Genomic DNA, 17,122 nt, shown 5'->3' on the forward strand with positions numbered 1-17,122 from the left:
GGATAATTACGAAGCAGGCGCAAAGTCCGGCTCCATCGGAATGGGAGGAAGTTTTGTATTGAGCTGATTCGTCTTGAGATCGGGCAAATCAAGCTCAAGTTCCTTGGGTGCAATAATGACTTCATCACCAACGATCAAGGAATCTTCCTTGTTGGAATCGTAGAGTTCATTCCTTTTCACCTCTGCCGAATAATTGCCCGTCTGGGGATCCAGCTCTTCAATAATAAGAGTGACGAAAATGGCTCCGCGTCTACGGACGGCAAGTTCCTCGCCATTTTTCAGAATCGGCTGACCGACAGGCTGAAGGATCACCAGATTATTCTCCCGGTCATAGAAGGTCACTTTGCCGACAAGGCGAGCATCCATAACTTGATTGACCTCCTTGAGAGAGGCATTGTTCTTCTCGGCATCCTTGGTGGCGAACAGGGTTTTTTCCTCCGCTTCAAGTGCTTGTTTGTTTTTAATGCGCTCTTCTTCAGCCTTCTGGCGACTGGCGATGGAATCCTGCAGTTGATTAGACGAAGCAGTCGTTCCTCCGGCGGCGGGTCGCGAAACATCTGTTGCTGTGTCCGTACCGGAAGACGCACCTTCAAAGGGGGATGCGTTCTTCTTACGGAGCATGGCAAGCTCTTGCTCTTGTTTGGCGAATTTACTATCCAGAGCCTGCTGTTCCTGCATACGCTGGAGCTCATCGAACTTCTGTGCATTCATCAGATACAAGCCTCCGAGCCCAACGAGACACAGGAGCAGGACAGCTAAAATGGCAATTTGTGTTTTGTTCATGTTGCGGATGAGGGGTGCGGAAAAGGACGGCAGGAGAGAACAAGGCCTCAGCCCGGATCCAGACGTCCCAGACCTGATGATTTTAATAGGAATAGTTCAAATAGAACTGGAACTGACCACCTCTGTCAATTGCATTCCCCGTCTGAATCGGAATGGCATAGTCCACGGCAAGCGGGCCGATCGGCAAATTCAGACGAAGACCGATACCGTAATCGGACACTACATTCTTGCCCTTGAAGTCAAAAGCGTCTTCATGAACGAAACCGATGTCGTAGAAGAAGGCCACGCGGACTTCCTCAATGACCGGAACGGACAATTCAAACTGACAAAAGGCAGACGTCTTTCCGCCCATCGTTTCATCTCCCGTAAGTTCTTCGGAATGAATACCGACATCGCGGAAACGGAAACCGCGCATATTGTAAGGACCGCCAAGGTATTCACGTTCGAAGATAGGAACATTTTTGTTATTGTCCGTTCCTTCGACAGTTGCAAGGCCGCCGTTAATGCTGAAAATGGTATCCCATTTGAGATTCCAATAATAGGCGGCATTAATGCCGAAATTGTACGTCTTGACATCACCTCCCAAACCGGAATAACCGCCAATGGCTTCAAACTTGCCGCCCTTGCGAGGGAATATCTGGGCATCCCGGCTGTCATAAAGGTAAGACAGCTCAATATGACTGCGAAGATAGCTGCCGTCCTGGGAACGGAAATAAGCAGGCGCACCACCTTTGGCATCAATATCGAAGTTTTCGACTCTATATTCCAGTTTGACGGATTCAAGGTCACCCAACGGTTTACGAAGGAAAACGGAAACACCGTAGTTCTGCTGGTCGTAGAAATCGGAGAAATACGTCGAATTGCTATAGAAGATTTCCGTACCCAGAGACAATTTGCGATCCATGAACCAGGGGTCAACCCAGGAAATGGAAGCATCCTGTGTTTCCGTACCCAGTTTTCCGTTAATAGCAAACCGCTGGCCGCCACCGACAAAGGAACGCCAGTCGTAAAGGTCAAAGTTGGACTGCGTCACACCTGCAAACAGATAAACGCTTTCAATCGACGAGAACGCCACACCGATGTTCAGCATTCCCGTGCGCCGTTCCATCACTTCGATATTCACGTCGCGGTAGCCGGGACGGGACGAAGCCAGCTGGCTGATGTCCACCATGTCGTAGTAGCCCAGGTTCATCAAACGCTTCTGAGCGGTTTCCAAATCGACGGAATTAAGAGGATCGTTCGACTGGAGGGGAAGTTCCCGGCGAATCACATAGTCTTTGGACTTGCTGTTGCCCGTGATGCTGATATTGCCGACGCGGTAGGGATCCCCTTCCTTGACGCGGTAGACGATGTCGATCAAACCGTAGCCGTTGGCATCCGTTCCCACTTCCTGAATGTCTGGGGCGACCTGGGCATCGGCGTATCCGCGGGAACCGTAATAACGGCGAATCATCGTCACGTCGTCAGCCACCTTCTGACCGGAGTAGGCATCGCCGTTGTACATGCTCAACCCGGGGACGAGCTCTTCCGCTGTGAATACCTTCGTCGGCCCGAAGGCTACACGATTAACTTTATAGCGTTTTCCTTCGTCAATTGTAATTTTGAATGTAACAAGCTGTTTGTTGCCGGAACCCCGGACAAATTGTTCCACCTTGGCAAGACGGGCGCGAAGGTAACCGTGGTTACGGTAGAAAGTAATTAAGGCAGCCAGGTCGTCCTCCCAAATTTCGCGATCAAGACGGCCCGATTTGGTGATCCATGTCAACCAGCCGCGTTCTTTCGTCTTAAGAACTTCGCGAAGCTGGCGGGAATCAAAATGTTGATTGCCGACGAAATCGATGTCAATTACATTAATATGCTTCCCTTCCTGAATGTCAAAGATCAAGTCGACGAAGCCCGGACGTTCCGTCGGTACAAAACGGTAGTGTATTGACACATCGGGATAACGGGAATCCTGATAATAGGAACGCAGCTTAGTCAACGCGTCGCTGATGGCACGATCACTCAACACCTGGCCGCCGACGAGCTTCGTTTCTTCCGCCAGCTCCTGATTGTCGAACTCGGCATTGCCGGTAAACCCGACCCCCCCCAAAAGCTTCTGGGAAGACACTTCGAAAACAATCTGGACGGAATTGGGGCCCGTAGGTTCCACGGCAATCGTTGTATCGCCCGTTACAAGTCCGTCATTGACGAGGCGCTCCAAATCATGATTCACCACTTCGGAAGAATACTTGCCCCCTTTCTTCGTGGAAATACGGTCCAACAAGCGGGCTTTGTCCACCATTTCACCGGCCCCTTTATAGCGAATACCTACATTGGATACCGTAAACCCGTCATAGGCCTGGTCACCGGCAAAAAGACCCGTTCCCGGCCCCAGTTCCTTCATCACCTGTTCCGCTGTCATAATTTCCCCTGTAAATGGAGAATTCTGGGGAGGGAGAGCATCCTGTGCTGTTGCGCCGCCGGCAAAAATGGGAGCAGTTGCCAGAACCGTACATGCCTTTTTGTAGTAGTTGTTCAGGGACATATGAAATTATTGGACGGGATCAGTGTCGGTGTATTGAGGACTTTTCCTTCTATCTAGTCAAGGCACTAAATAGGGTGTGATGCTTTTTAGAGGAACAATCGTGTCATTTCCATTCAAGATTCTTGCCAAGAGATACAATGAAGCCTAACTTCTCCCAGCCGGGATTCCCCGTTTCCCCTGGGACCGAACACACCTATCCCGTTGCATCATTTTACTCAACACTCTACATTCATGGACATCACTGTCGAGACACAGCCCGATTGCACAGCAACGCTGAAAGCAACCGTATCCGCCGCCGATACCGCCTCACGCCGCAAGGCCATCGTCGCCACCTACGCCAGCCGCGTGAAGCTCCCGGGTTTCCGCCCCGGCAAAGCCCCCGCTTCCACCGTTGAAAAACGCTTCAACAAGGAAATCACCGCTGAACTCTCCGATTCCCTTTTTCAAGACATCTGCTCCGAAGCCCTCGAAAAGAATCCCAAACTCAAAGTGCTCGACTTTGGCAAACCCGTAGAATCCTACGAACAGGATGGCGCTTTCACCGTAACGTCCAGCCTTACCATCGTCCCCGACTTCACCTTGCCCGAATACAAGGGTATCGAAGTTACAGTCCCTTCGGAAGAAGTAACGGAAGACGACATTGAGAAAGCCCTCTCCGACTTGGCCAACCGCCTTGCCGAATACAACACCGTCGAAAAAACTGCCGCCGAAGGCGACGTCACCATTATCGACTTCACAACCACGCTCGACGGCAAGCCCGTCGCCGAAGCACTCGGCAAACCCGCCGGCTTCCTGGAAGGTCGTGAAGGCCAGTGGATGAAGGTAGAAGAAGACGGTTTCATCCCCGGTTTCTCCAAGGGGCTTGAAGGCACTAAAGCCGGAGATACCAAGGATATCCCCGTTACCTTGTCCGATTCCTTCCCCTTCACCGAATTGCGTAACAAGGAAGTCGTCTTCCACGTTACCATCAAGGAAGTCAAGGAACAGGTCGTCCCCGCTATCGACGAAGCCTTCGCGGAACGTCTGATGCCCGGCAAGAGCCTGGAAGAAGTCAAAGTCATGCTCAAGGAAGACCTCATCAAGCGCAAGAAGAACGAGATCGACAACATCAAGGCCGACCAGATTACGGAAAAACTCGCCGATGCTCTCGACTTCGAACTGCCGGCAGCCTTGATTGAGCGCGAATCCTACGGCATCACCCAGCAAAAAATGCAGGAACTCATGTACTCCGGTCAGGTTACCACCCCCGAAGATATGGAAAGCCGCATGGAATCTGTCCGTGAAGAAGCCACCAAAGATGCTAAACGCAATCTGAAAGTCTACTTCATGCTTCAGGAAATTGCCCGAGAAGAAAAAATTGACGTCACTGACCAGGAGTTGACTGCCGAAATCTTCCAGCAAGCCCAGCGTTCCAAGCAAAATCCAAAAACATATATTCGCCAGCTTCGGCGCGAAGGCCGCATCCACGGCATCCGTATGAGCCTGCTGACGGCAAAGGTTCTCGACTCTCTCGTCAAGAATGCTACCGTCAAGGTGAGCGAAGACAAGTAAGGGTAACACCTTCTTTTCCATCCCCCGGGGAGATGGGAGCTCAAGCTCCTTTCTCCCCCTTTTTTTCTTCTTTAACCAATAAAAGACAACAATGTTTTCCAATCTGAATTCCATGAATCCTACCCCCGTACGCAACTACGTCCCCATCGTCATTGAACAGGATGGACGCGGAGAACGTTCCTTCGACATCTACTCACGCCTGTTGAAGGATCGCGTCATATTCATCGGTACCGCCATTGACGACTTTGTCGCCAACTCCGTCATCGCCCAGCTTCTGTTCCTCCAGATGGCCGACCCCAAAAAGGACATCCACATCTACATCAACTCCCCCGGCGGCTCCGTCACATCCGGCCTTGCCATCTATGACACCATGCAATTCGTCTCCTGCGACGTCAACACCTACTGCCTCGGCATTGCCGCCTCCATGGGCTCCGTCCTCCTGGCTGCCGGCACAAAAGGTAAACGCTTCTGTCTACCCAACTCCCATGTCATGATCCATCAGGTTTCCGGCGGAGCACAAGGCACAGCCTCCGATGTGGAACGCACCGTCGGATTCATGTTCAACCTGAAAAAACGTCTCAACGGCATCCTGGCCAAACACACCGGAAAAACCGTCGAACAAATTGAACATGACGCCGATCGCGACAATTATATGACCGCCGAAGAAGCAGCTGCCTACGGTCTGGTCGACAAAGTCCTGGAACACAACAAAGCGACCACAGACAAAAAGGACTAATTCTCCTCCCTTCTCAGCCCGCCCACTCACTACCAAAGACTCCATGAGCACATCCGACCAGAACAACCTCCTCCGTTGTTCCTTCTGCCTCAAAACAGAAAAAGACGTTCCGAAAATCATTCGGGCCACGGAAACCATCAACATCTGCAGCAATTGCGGAGAAGCCTGTGCGGCTGTCTTCCTGCGCGAATTGGGTGAAAACGAGGGAGACCGCATCCTGAACCTCGTCGCGAGATTCCGCCCGGAATCCCTCGCAAAAGCCATCCAGCGCTCCATGCCCACTCCGCTGGAAGGCACCGCACAACCCGAACCCGAGACGAACATTGGCGACGACGACTTTGCTACGCGCAAGCTCCCGACGCCGGCGGAACTCTGCAAAGCGCTTGACGGATATGTCGTCGGACAGGCTCGCGCAAAAAAAGTGCTTTCCGTCGCCGTTTACAACCACTACCAGCGCCTTCGGCAGAACAAGATATCTATTGACGGCTCCATGGATGATGTGGAAATCGAAAAATCCAACATCCTCATGGCCGGCCCGACAGGATCCGGAAAAACTCTTCTTGCCAGAACCCTCGCACGAATTCTCGACGTACCTTTCTGCATTGTTGATGCCACCACACTGACAGAAGCCGGCTACGTGGGCGAAGACGTCGAAAATGTCGTTCAACGCCTCCTTCAAGCAGCCAACTTCGACGTTGCCAAAGCTGAACGAGGCATTATCTATATCGACGAGATCGACAAAATCGGTCGCAAAACGCAGAACGTCTCCGTCACACGCGACGTATCGGGAGAAGGCGTCCAGCAAGCCCTCCTGAAAATTGTCGAAGGGACCATTTGCAACGTCCCTCCTTCCGGAGGGCGCAAACATCCTCAACAAGAATACATCAAGGTCAACACGGAAAAAATCCTCTTCATCTGCGGCGGAGCCTTCGTCGGATTGGAGGACATCATCCGCAAACGCCTCGGAGCCAGCCAAATGGGATTCGCAGCCATCGACTCCGAACGCAACCGCCAGGAAATTTCCGAAGAAGAAGTCCTCAGCCAGGCCATGCCGGAAGACTTCTTCTCTTTCGGTATGATTCCCGAATTTGTAGGCCGCTTCCCGATCTTTACCGCCCTGACCACCCTGGACGAAGACCAGCTTGTCCGCTTGCTTACCGAGCCGCGCAATGCCCTCGTCAAGCAGTATACAAAATTACTGGCCCTATCAGGTGCCGTGCTCAACATCCAGCCGGGAGCCCTGAAAGCCATGGCCAAAAAAGCCATTGAACGCGGTACGGGAGCCCGTGCTCTCCGCGCCATTTTCGAGGATCTCATGCTCGACGTCATGTTCGACATCCCCAGCATGAAAGATGTCGAATCCGTCACTATCACCAAAGATGTTGTCGCTAAGGGTAAAAAACCTGTCATAGCCACCAAACCCTAAAACTCAGCCGATCATATCCGGACATGAAGGAAATCACCGTACTCGGTATCGAATCCTCTTGTGACGAAACGGCCGTAGCCATTTTGCGTGCACCGGTATCCACTGGCGCACGCAAAGCCCCCACTCTCCTCTCCTCTGTCATCTCCACCCAAATCGCCCTGCACAGGCAGCACGGAGGCGTCGTCCCGGAACTTGCCTCGCGTAACCACTCGGTCGATCTGCCGCGCGTCATCCGCGAAGCCTGCCGGCAGGCCGGCATAGAGCCCGGCCAAGCGGACGCATACGCCGCCACCTCCGGTCCCGGCCTCGTCGCAGCCCTGCTCGTCGGCAACACCACCGCCAAGGCTCTTGCCCTGACAACAGGTAAACCATTCATCGCCGTCAACCACCTCGAAGGGCACATGCTTTCCCCCTTCATTACTTCGGACGAAGGCATCATCCCCCACCTCGCTCTTGTCGTTTCCGGCGGTCACACCCTCTACATCGACGTTCAAAGCTTCGGTAACTACCGTCTCCTCGGCCGTTCGCTGGACGATGCAGCCGGAGAAGCATTCGATAAAGTCGGTAAAATGCTCGGCCTCCCCTACCCCGGAGGCCCGGAAATCGACAAACTCGCTGCGCAAGGCGATTCGGGTGCCTTTAACCTACCCCGGGCTCTCCTCAAAGACCCCGGCATGAACGTCAGTTTCTCCGGCCTGAAAACAGCCGTTCTCTACACCCTCCCCAAACTGACACCATCCGGAAACCCGGCCGATCTTCCGGAACAAACGCTTTGCGACCTTTGCGCCTCTTTTCAACAAGCGGTTATCGACACCCTGATTACCAAAGCCCTTCGCGGCCTTCGCTCAACCGGTCACCAGTCTCTTGCACTTTCCGGAGGAGTCTCTTGCAACCAGGCGTTAAGAAACCAATTGCAAGCAACATGCAATCTCCACGGCATACGACTCATCCTTCCTTCTCCTGCATTTACAACAGATAATGCAGCCATGATCGCATTCGCCGGCCTGCATCACGCATTACACGGGCATCACCACCCTCTGGATTGTGACGTCGACCCCAATCTCAAACTGACAGACGAATCCAATCGTTCAAAACAGGATAAATACATTGGAAATCACTGATTTATATGATAACAAAAATATAAAAAAGAAAAATATTTGCCTTTATCATTGACAGAACACCACTGTAACACTAAACTGTTTTCCGCTTTTCGTCAGGCGCCATACGGGAGGATGAGCATCCGCTAGAACCGAAGGTTTGGGCGGGCTACCGGCCCCGGTATAAGCTCCAGCGAAAAGCAAAAGGAAAGAGAACGCTTCTGTAGCTCAGGGGTAGAGCGCATCCTTGGTAAGGATGAGGTCGCGGGTTCAATTCCCGCCAGAAGCTCCACTTTTTCCCGCTAGACCAAAGCAGCCCAAACCATTCAAAAAATCATGGCCAAAGAGCAATTCCAGCGCAACAAGCCCCACGTCAACGTGGGCACGATCGGTCACGTCGACCACGGTAAAACCTCCCTTACCGCCGCTATCACCACCGTACTCGCCAAGCAGGGCTTCAACGCAACCGCTAAGAAGTACGACGAAATTGACGCCGCCCCCGAAGAACGCGAACGCGGCATCACGATTTCCACGGCTCACGTCGAATACGAAACCGCGAAACGTCACTATGCACACGTCGACTGCCCCGGACACGCCGACTACGTGAAGAACATGATCACGGGTGCCGCCCAGATGGACGGAGCCATTCTCGTTGTTTCCGCCGCCGACGGCCCCATGCCGCAGACTCGCGAACACATCCTTCTTGCCCGCCAGGTAGGTGTGCCCGCCGTTGTTGTTTTCATGAACAAGTGCGACCTCGTCGACGATCCTGAACTCATCGAACTCGTGGAAATGGAAATCCGCGAACTCCTTTCCTCCTACGAATTCCCGGGCGACGACATTCCGATCGTTTCCGGTTCCGCCGTCAAAGCTCTTGAAGGCGTTGCCGAATACGAGCAGAAGATCCTCGACCTCATGGACGCAGTTGACTCCTACATCCCGGAACCCGAACGTCCCGTGGATCAGCCCTTCCTCATGCCCGTCGAAGACGTGTTCTCCATTTCCGGTCGTGGTACCGTTGCTACCGGCCGTATCGAACGCGGTATCATCAAGAAGATGGAAGAAGTCGAAATCGTCGGCATCAAGGACACCCAGAAGACCGCCGTTACGGACATCGAAATGTTCCGCAAATTGCTCGACGAAGGTCGTGCCGGTGACAACGTCGGCCTGCTTCTCCGTGGCCTCAAGAAGGAAGACATCGAACGCGGCCAGGTGATTGCCAAGCCGGGTTCCGTCAAACCTCACAAGAAGTTCACGGCTGAAGTATACGTCCTTTCCAAGGATGAAGGCGGTCGTCACACCCCGTTCTTCAATAACTATCGTCCTCAGTTCTACTTCCGTACGACGGACGTGACCGGTTGCGTCACCCTGCCCGAAGGAACGGAAATGGTTATGCCTGGCGACAACGTCTCCATGACCATCGAACTCATCACGCCCATCGCCATGGAAAAAACCATGCGTTTCGCTATCCGTGAAGGTGGACGTACCGTGGGTGCCGGCCGTGTTGCCGACATTCTCGACTAAGCATCCTAATACTGGGCTGCAGTAGATCTGCACCCTTGGTCATGTTGAGGGTGCCTCCGGATGGGGCACCCTCAATATACCGAACAATAAGAAAAGTTATCACAGGGTAGTAGTTCAATTGGTAGAGCAGCGGTCTCCAAAACCGCAAGTTGTGGGTTCGAGCCCCTCCTACCCTGCCACTTTTCATCAGATGATCCCTTGAAGCATGTTTCGCAAGATTTTCCAATACATCGCCGAGATTAAAGGCGAACTTAAAAAAACAACTTGGCCTTGGGACAGCGATCCGAAAGCTAAAGGCTTTAAAAAGTATCGCGAACTCTGGGGATCCACATTGGTCGTTCTGATCGCAATGGTACTGCTAGGCGCTTATGTGGCGTCTTTTGACGTCATCCTTGCCTTTGTCGTTAACTGGATCATCAGTGTCGCCAGTTAATCCGCCTGCAATTTTTTTAATCCATCCCACCCGATACGCAATACTTCCATGTCCAGTATCCCTGAGCCCAAGAATCAATGGTATGTGATGCACGTTCTTTCCGGCCAGGAAGGACGTGTCCGTGACCGTATTCTCCGCAAAGTCTGCGCCGAAGAGATGGGTGAATATATCTTCGACATCCTTGTGCCGACCGAAATGGTTTCCGAAATCCGCAACGGAAAGAAAATGGAAACCAAGCGCAAGTTCTTCCCTGGATACGTCCTGGCCAATATGGCGCTCCTCCAGCCCGACGGTTCATTGAACAAGAACGTCTGGTATTTCGTCCTTCAGACCGATGGAGTTATCGGCTTTGCCGGTTCCAGAGACAAGCCCATGCCTATGCGCGAACGAGAAGTGGAAGACATGCTTGCCCAAATCCAGGAACGTTCCGAAGGTACCCGTCCGAAAATTCAATTTGAAGTGGGCGATACCGTCCGTGTGGCGGAAGGTCCCTTCCAGAGCCAGGAAGGCATCATTGAGGAAATTGATCCTGAACGAGGCAAACTTCGCGTCAGCGTTTCCATTTTCGGACGTTCCACTCCCGTTGATCTGGAATTCTGGCAGGTTGAAAAAGCCTGAGTCTCCACGTCAACTCCCCCCTTTCCCCGCTAACAAAGTAAAACCATGGCAAAAGAAGTAACAAAAATCATCAAGCTCCAGATCTCTGCCGGCGCGGCAAATCCGTCGCCGCCCGTGGGTCCCGCCCTCGGTCAGGCTGGTGTCAACATCATGGCGTTTTGCAAGGAATTCAACGCAGCCACACAGAAGCAGGCTGGCGATATCCTTCCCGTCGTGATCACCGTCTATAAGGACAAATCCTTCTCCTTCATCACCAAGCAGCCCCCGGGTGCCGTTCTTCTCAAGAAGGCTGCCGGTATTGCTTCCGGTTCTGGAGAACCGAACAAGAAAACGGTCGCCACGATCTCCAAGGCCAAGCTTATGGAAGTCGTCAACACCAAGCTCCCTGACATGAATACTCAGGATCCAGAAAAGGCCGCCCTCATCCTGGCTGGCCAGGCCCGTCAAATGGGTATCCAAATCGAAGGTATGTAATTTCCATCCGCAGGAGGATCCCCCCTCAAGGATCCGAACGCACTGCCCAACACACACATGTCCAAAAAACGCAGCAAGCGATATCAAGAAGCAGCCAAGCTCGTTACCCCCGGTAAGAGCTACAGCATCCCGGAAGCCGTGGAAACGATGAAGTCTTTCCCCGCTCCCAAATTCGACCCCACCGTCACCGTCTCGTTCCACCTGACGGTAGACCCCCGCAAGTCCGACCAGATGGTTCGCGGGAGCGTTTCCCTTCCCCATGGTACCGGTAAGAACGTACGCGTTCTCGTCTTTGCCAAGGGTGATGCTGCAAAAGCAGCAGAAGAAGCAGGAGCCGAATACGTTGGTTTCGAAGATCTCATCAAGAAAGTCCAGGAAGGATTTACCGACTTTGACTCGGCCATTGCCACCCCCGACGCCATGACGGAGGTCCGCAAGGTTGCCCGTGTCCTCGGTCCCCGCGGCCTGATGCCCAACCCGAAGACCGGAACGGTTACCGACGACACAGCCAAGGCTGTTCGCGAAGTCAAGGCCGGTCGTGTCGACTACAAGGTCGACAAAAACGCCAACATCTCTGCCGCTGTCGGCAAGCTCTCCTTCGATAACGAAAAAATCGCTGAAAACGCCAAGGCATTCATCGATTCCGTCGTCAAGGCTCGTCCCTCCTCCGCGAAGGGCGCCTACATCGAATCCGCCACGATTTCCTGCGCTATGTGCCCCGGTCTGACCGTTGACTCCGCAGAACTCGGCAAACTGTAAACACAAACCGGAACACAATACATATGAATCCTGATAAGCGCATCATCATCGACGACTTGATCGCCCGCGTCAACGGGTCTCCGTTCCTGATTGTTATCGACTACACGAAGGTTACCGTCCCCGAATTTACCGGTCTTCGCGCCAAGCTCTCCGAGTCCGGCGCCCAGTGCCACGTCGTGAAGAACAACTTCATGCACAAAGCTTTGACAGAAGCAGGCCTTCCGGACATCGGAGAATACCTCACCGGACAAACCGCATTCATCACCGGTTCTTCCGACATTATCGGAGCGGCTAAAGTCATGAACGCCTTCAACAAGACCTCTAAAAAAGGTGCCTACAAAGTAGCCCTGGTTGACGGTTCCGTTCTTGATGCCGCCGCTATCCAAGCCCTCGGCGAACTTCCCTCCCGTGAAGCCCTCCTTGCCAAACTCCTCGGAACTATCAACGCTGCCGGCTCCGCCCTCGCTCGCGTTATCCAGGCTTATGTGGACAAGGAAAACGGATCGGACGAAGCCCCTGCCGCCTAATCACTTGACCAGATGGCTCGGTTGCATTATAACATCCAACCCAACCGAGCCTGAATCTCCAGAATGGTTCCTTTGTCGGAACTCCGGCCGGAGAACTGAAATGCCGGGGAGCCCCCCGGCGCGACTTGAACCTAAACTAATACAATACAATGGCTGATATTAATAAAATCGCAGAAGACCTCGGCACGCTGACCATCCTTGAAGCTGCTGAACTCGTCAAGCTCCTCGAAGAAAAGTGGGGCGTTTCCGCCGCCGCTCCCGTAGCCGCCGCCGGTGCCGCTGCCGCTCCCGCCGAAGCTGCTGAAGAAAAAACCGAATTCAACCTCGTCATCGCTGAAGGTGGTCCCAACAAGATTGCCGTCATTAAGGTTGTCCGCGAAGTCAAGGCCGGTCTCGGACTTGCCGATGCCAAGAAGCTTGTGGAAAGCGCTCCCGCTGTCCTGCTTGAAGGTGTCTCCAAGGATGAAGCTGAAGCTGGCAAAGCCAAGCTGGAAGCTGCCGGTGCCAAGGCTGAAATCAAGTAAGCTTTTTCTCCCCTGCGCAGCAGGAGAGGGCGCAAATCCTTCTCCTGCTGCGTTCGCGTGCATCCATTCGGGATGCCCCCCATGACATGATCGACCGGAGTTCGCCGGAGTGAACCTGCGGGTTCCGGTCGGTTCTGTCTAAAACGAACCAAGCCCAGCATCCGGGCGCAAGGATGCAACCAGTAACATCTCCTCTACAGCAGCCCATGTCACAGCGACTCTACTTCGGGAACATTAAGGAAGTCATCGAACCGCCAAATTTGATTGAGATTCAACTTCAATCATACTTTGATTTTCTCCAGAAAGACACTCCCGCAGCAGAGCGGAAGGATATCGGTCTTCAAGGAGTGATGAAGGAAATCTTCCCCATCAAGAGCTACGACGAAAACATTGAACTGGACTTCGTTTCCTATGAAATTGAAGATCCCAAAGTCAGTGATTACGAAGCTATCCGCTCCGGCGAAACTTATGGTGCTGCCCTACAGGTCAATTTCCGTCTGAAATCCGAAAATGAATCCAAGACGGAAACCGTTTACATGGGAGAAATTCCCATGATGACCAATCGCGGCACATTCGTTATCAACGGCGCGGAACGCGTCATCGTCTCCCAGTTGCACCGTTCTCCGGGTATTTGCTTTGAAAGTACCCAGCACCTCAACGGGAAGATGCTTCATTCCTTCCGCATCATCCCCGATCGCGGTTCCTGGCTTGAAGTCCAGTTCGACACGAACGATCTCCTTTACGTTTACCTTGACCGCCGCCGCCGCCGCCGCAAGTTTCTTGCCACAACGTTCATGCGTTACCTCGGGTTCACGTCCGACCGGGATATCGTCAAGCAATTCTACGATATCAAGAAACTGGACTTGAACGAAGATCTCACCGAAGAGGAACTCACCAACCTCGTCGTCGTCGAGTCCGTCATTCGCGACGAAAAGACCATCGTCAAGGCATTCGATGCCGTCACCAAGGGGGTCGTTCTCCAGCTTCTCCAATTCGGAGTTAAAGAAATCGAAGTCATCGACCAGTCTCAGGAAGAAGTCCTTATCAAGACCCTCAAAAAGGATCCTGCCAAGGATGAAGATTCCGCCTTGAAGGAAATCTACAAGCGTCTCCGCCCCGGCGATCCCGCTACGGCAACGCAAGCCCGCACTTTGCTCAACCGTCTCTTCAATGATCCGAAGAAGTACGACCTGACCCGTGTCGGACGTTACAAGATCAACCAAAAGCTCGGTCTCACGACCAGCCTCGACCAGCGTCTGATGACTGCCGAGGACTTTCTCAGTTCCCTCAAGTACCTTCTCAAACTCAAGAAGGGTGAAGGTGTGGTCGACGATATCGACCACCTTGGTAGCCGCCGTGTACGTGCCGTTGGTGAACTGATGGCCAATCAGTGCCGCGTGGGTCTTGCTCGTACGGAACGCCTGGTTAAGGAACGCATGACCCTCATCGACCAGAACATCGAAGGAGTCACCCCCAGCAAGCTCATCAATCCGAAGGCACTCAGCGCCGTTGTCCGCGATTTCTTCGGACGTTCCCAGTTGAGCCAGTTCATGGACCAGATCAATCCCCTGGCCGAACTGACCCACAAGCGCCGTCTCTCCGCCCTCGGACCGGGTGGTCTGAACCGCGACCGCGCCGGATTCGAAGTTCGAGACGTACATCCTTCCCACTACGGACGCATCTGCCCGATCGAAACGCCGGAAGGTCCCAACATCGGCCTCATCAACTCGATGTGTACTTATGCACGCATCAATGAATTCGGTTTCATCGAAACGCCCTACCGTAAAGTCATCAACGGTCGTGTCTCCAACGAAATCGAGTACATCACCGCCGACCAGGAAGAAGGACACCTCGTTGCCCAGGCGAACAACAAAATCGACGACGAAGGCAACTTCCTCACGGCAAACGTGACCGCCCGTCTCGGAGGCGACTTCATCGAAGTCGACCCGATGGACGTCACCTACATGGACGTTTCACCCAAGCAACTCGTTTCCATCGCCGCAGGCCTCATCCCGTTCCTCGAACACGATGACGCCAACCGTGCACTCATGGGTTCGAACATGCAGCGCCAAGGTGTGCCTCTCATGGTCGCCGAATCTCCCCTCGTCGGTACCGGTCTCGAAGGCAAGTCGGCCCGCGATTCGCGTTCCGTCGTACTCGCAGAAGCCGATGGTATCGTCGCCTCCGCGTCGGCCGAAGTCATCATCACCACCCCCGATGGTCAGTTGCCCGTCCGTCCCGAAGTCTTCCTTTCCGATCCGGAAAGCGTCAAGACCGATCGCGACAACGGCATCTACGTCTATCCTCTTCGCAAGTTCATGCGTTCCAATGCAGGCACCTGCATCAACCAGAGACCTATCGTCCGTCGCGGACAGGCCGTTAAGACCGGAGATGTCCTGGCTGACGGCCCGAACACCGACGGAGGAGAACTCGCCCTCGGACGCAATGTTCTCGTGGCTTACATGCCTTGGAACGGATACAACTTCGAAGACGCCATCGTCATCTCCCAGCGTGTCGTCATGAACGACACCTACACATCGATTCACATCTCTGAATTCGAAGTACAGGCTCGCGATACCAAGCTGGGACCGGAAGAAATCACCCGGGACATTCCGAATGCCGGCGACGAAGCCCTCAAAAACCTCGACCACGACGGTGTCATCCGCATCGGTGCCGAAGTGAAACCCGGCGATATTCTCGTTGGCAAGATCACTCCGAAGTCCGAAACGGAACTCGCTCCCGAAGAACGCCTCCTGCGAGCCATCTTCGGTGAGAAGGCAGCCGAAGTGAAAGATACTTCCCTGCGCGTACCTTCCGGTTGTACAGGTATCGTAATGGATGTCCGCACGTCGTCCCACAGTTCCACCCGCGGTCATGACGATCTGATCGTCGACACAGCCGAGAAGAAGAAGCAATTCAAGAAGATTAACGACGAGCACAAGAAGAAGATCGACCAATTGATTGATCAGCTTACCAAGAAGCTCTCCGACATCCTGCTGGGTGAAAAAATCCCGCTCGACGTTGTCAATGCCCAGACGGGTGAAATCATCATTCCTGCCAATCGCAAGATCACCAAGACCCTACTTCGCAAGCTCGCCCTCGTCCACGACCACATCGAAATCGACCCGAGCCCGATCCGCAACAAAATCTTTGAAATCATCACCTCCTTCGAAGGACGCTTCACCGAACTCGATGAAGAACGCGAACATCGCCTCGACCTCATGGAATCAGGAGATGAATCCGAACCTGGCGGAATCAAAGAAGTCAAGGTTTACATCGCAGCCAAGCGTAAGCTCGGCGTCGGTGACAAGATGGCAGGCCGCCACGGAAACAAAGGCGTCGTCGCCAAGATTGTTCCCGAAGCCGACATGCCCTTCCTCTCGGACGGAACTCCAGTTGACATCGTGCTGAACCCCCTGGGCGTGCCTTCTCGAATGAATGTCGGCCAGGTGCTTGAAGCTCACTTGGGCGTCGCAGCCAAGGCTCTCGGTTTCAAGGTAGCCACCCCCGTTTTCGACGGCATTCACGAATCCAAGATCTGGGATTACATGTCCCAAGCTAAAAAGATCGACGGTTTCACCTGGATTGGCGACGGGAAAGACGGCACAGTGGCCGGCAAGAGCACTCTTTACGACGGTCTCACCGGCGAACCGTTCCACAACCCGGTCGTGGTCGGTTATACCTACATGCTCAAGTTGAACCACTTGGTTGCAGACAAGATCCACGCCCGTGCAGTCGGTCCCTACAGCCTCGTGACTCAGCAACCCCTCGGCGGCAAAGCCCAATACGGCGGTCAGCGCTTCGGGGAAATGGAAGTGTGGGCACTGGAAGCATACGGCGCAGCATACACGCTACAGGAACTCCTTACCGTCAAATCCGACGACGTTCAGGGCCGTACGCGTATCTACGAATCCATCGTCAAGGGGGACAACTCCCTGGAAGCCGGTACCCCGGAATCCTTTAACGTGTTGATCAAGGAAATGCAGTCCCTTGGCCTGGATGTCCGTCCCGGCAGCAAGGAAGACCTCGCGAAGTCCCGCGACGAGCTGGACGAACTGGGTGACCTCGACCTTTCCTTCGACATGTCCGCCGATATGCCCGACATCTCCTCTGATGACGACATCCTCGGTGACCTGTAACCAT

14 protein-coding genes and 2 tRNA genes are annotated in these 17,122 nt (G+C 53.7%); 14 read left to right on the top strand and 2 right to left on the bottom strand.

Annotated elements, in window-relative coordinates:
• Positions 1 to 6: 6 nt before the first annotated feature.
• Both QET93_RS11675 and bamA read right to left on the bottom strand, forming a co-directional pair.
• Entirely contained in the window at positions 7 to 783 is a 777-nt protein-coding gene (locus QET93_RS11675; RefSeq protein ID WP_280127261.1) for a hypothetical protein, read from the bottom strand.
• A gap of 82 nt (positions 784 to 865) precedes the next feature.
• The gene (bamA, locus tag QET93_RS11680; protein WP_280127262.1) at positions 866 to 3,310 is read right to left on the bottom strand and encodes an outer membrane protein assembly factor BamA; all 2,445 of its coding nucleotides are present in this window, start codon (positions 3,308 to 3,310) and stop codon (positions 866 to 868) included.
• 231 nt (positions 3,311 to 3,541) lie between these two features.
• Here bamA and tig point away from each other — a divergent pair, with 231 nt between their 5' ends.
• The 14 genes from tig (at position 3,542) to rpoB (ending at position 17,118) form a co-directional block, all read left to right on the top strand.
• Complete coding sequence (gene tig, locus QET93_RS11685; RefSeq protein ID WP_280132313.1) at positions 3,542 to 4,861, top strand: trigger factor; 1,320 nt, start codon at positions 3,542 to 3,544, stop codon at positions 4,859 to 4,861.
• Between the two features lie 112 nt (positions 4,862 to 4,973).
• Positions 4,974 to 5,597: an ATP-dependent Clp protease proteolytic subunit gene (locus tag QET93_RS11690; RefSeq protein ID WP_280127264.1), complete on the top strand. Its 624-nt coding sequence runs from the start codon at positions 4,974 to 4,976 to the stop codon at positions 5,595 to 5,597.
• A 43-nt stretch (positions 5,598 to 5,640) separates the two neighbouring features.
• Positions 5,641 to 7,023 (top strand): ATP-dependent Clp protease ATP-binding subunit ClpX, encoded by a 1,383-nt coding sequence (clpX, locus tag QET93_RS11695; RefSeq protein WP_280132311.1) that lies wholly within the window; start codon positions 5,641 to 5,643, stop codon positions 7,021 to 7,023.
• Positions 7,024 to 7,046: 23 nt separating this feature from the next.
• Positions 7,047 to 8,144, top strand: a complete 1,098-nt coding sequence (tsaD, locus tag QET93_RS11700) for a tRNA (adenosine(37)-N6)-threonylcarbamoyltransferase complex transferase subunit TsaD (RefSeq protein WP_280132310.1) — start codon at positions 7,047 to 7,049, stop codon at positions 8,142 to 8,144.
• A gap of 193 nt (positions 8,145 to 8,337) precedes the next feature.
• Positions 8,338 to 8,412, top strand: a tRNA-Thr gene (locus tag QET93_RS11705).
• Positions 8,413 to 8,456: 44 nt separating this feature from the next.
• A complete protein-coding gene (tuf, locus tag QET93_RS11710) occupies positions 8,457 to 9,644 on the top strand; it encodes an elongation factor Tu (RefSeq protein ID WP_280127267.1) in 1,188 nt (395 codons plus the stop codon).
• Between the two features lie 103 nt (positions 9,645 to 9,747).
• Positions 9,748 to 9,823 (top strand) — tRNA-Trp (locus QET93_RS11715).
• 26 nt (positions 9,824 to 9,849) lie between these two features.
• Positions 9,850 to 10,077 carry a preprotein translocase subunit SecE gene (locus QET93_RS11720; protein WP_280127268.1) on the top strand — a complete coding sequence of 76 codons (228 nt, stop codon included), beginning with the start codon at positions 9,850 to 9,852 and terminating at the stop codon, positions 10,075 to 10,077.
• Between the two features lie 48 nt (positions 10,078 to 10,125).
• Complete coding sequence (gene nusG / locus QET93_RS11725) at positions 10,126 to 10,695, top strand: transcription termination/antitermination protein NusG (protein WP_280127269.1); 570 nt, start codon at positions 10,126 to 10,128, stop codon at positions 10,693 to 10,695.
• A gap of 45 nt (positions 10,696 to 10,740) precedes the next feature.
• Positions 10,741 to 11,169, top strand: coding sequence for a 50S ribosomal protein L11 (gene rplK, locus QET93_RS11730; RefSeq protein WP_280127270.1), 429 nt, complete (start codon positions 10,741 to 10,743; stop codon positions 11,167 to 11,169).
• Positions 11,170 to 11,226: 57 nt separating this feature from the next.
• Positions 11,227 to 11,928, top strand: a complete 702-nt coding sequence (gene rplA, locus QET93_RS11735) for a 50S ribosomal protein L1 (RefSeq protein ID WP_280127271.1) — start codon at positions 11,227 to 11,229, stop codon at positions 11,926 to 11,928.
• Between the two features lie 23 nt (positions 11,929 to 11,951).
• A complete protein-coding gene (gene rplJ, locus QET93_RS11740) occupies positions 11,952 to 12,455 on the top strand; it encodes a 50S ribosomal protein L10 (RefSeq protein ID WP_280127272.1) in 504 nt (167 codons plus the stop codon).
• Positions 12,456 to 12,604: 149 nt separating this feature from the next.
• Positions 12,605 to 12,979: a 50S ribosomal protein L7/L12 gene (rplL, locus tag QET93_RS11745; protein ID WP_280127273.1), complete on the top strand. Its 375-nt coding sequence runs from the start codon at positions 12,605 to 12,607 to the stop codon at positions 12,977 to 12,979.
• A gap of 206 nt (positions 12,980 to 13,185) precedes the next feature.
• A complete protein-coding gene (rpoB, locus tag QET93_RS11750) occupies positions 13,186 to 17,118 on the top strand; it encodes a DNA-directed RNA polymerase subunit beta (protein ID WP_280132309.1) in 3,933 nt (1,310 codons plus the stop codon).
• Positions 17,119 to 17,122 lie beyond the last annotated feature (4 nt).

Origin of the sequence: Akkermansia sp. N21116 (assembly GCF_029854705.2) — a bacterium.
Taxonomy (GTDB): domain Bacteria; phylum Verrucomicrobiota; class Verrucomicrobiia; order Verrucomicrobiales; family Akkermansiaceae; genus Akkermansia.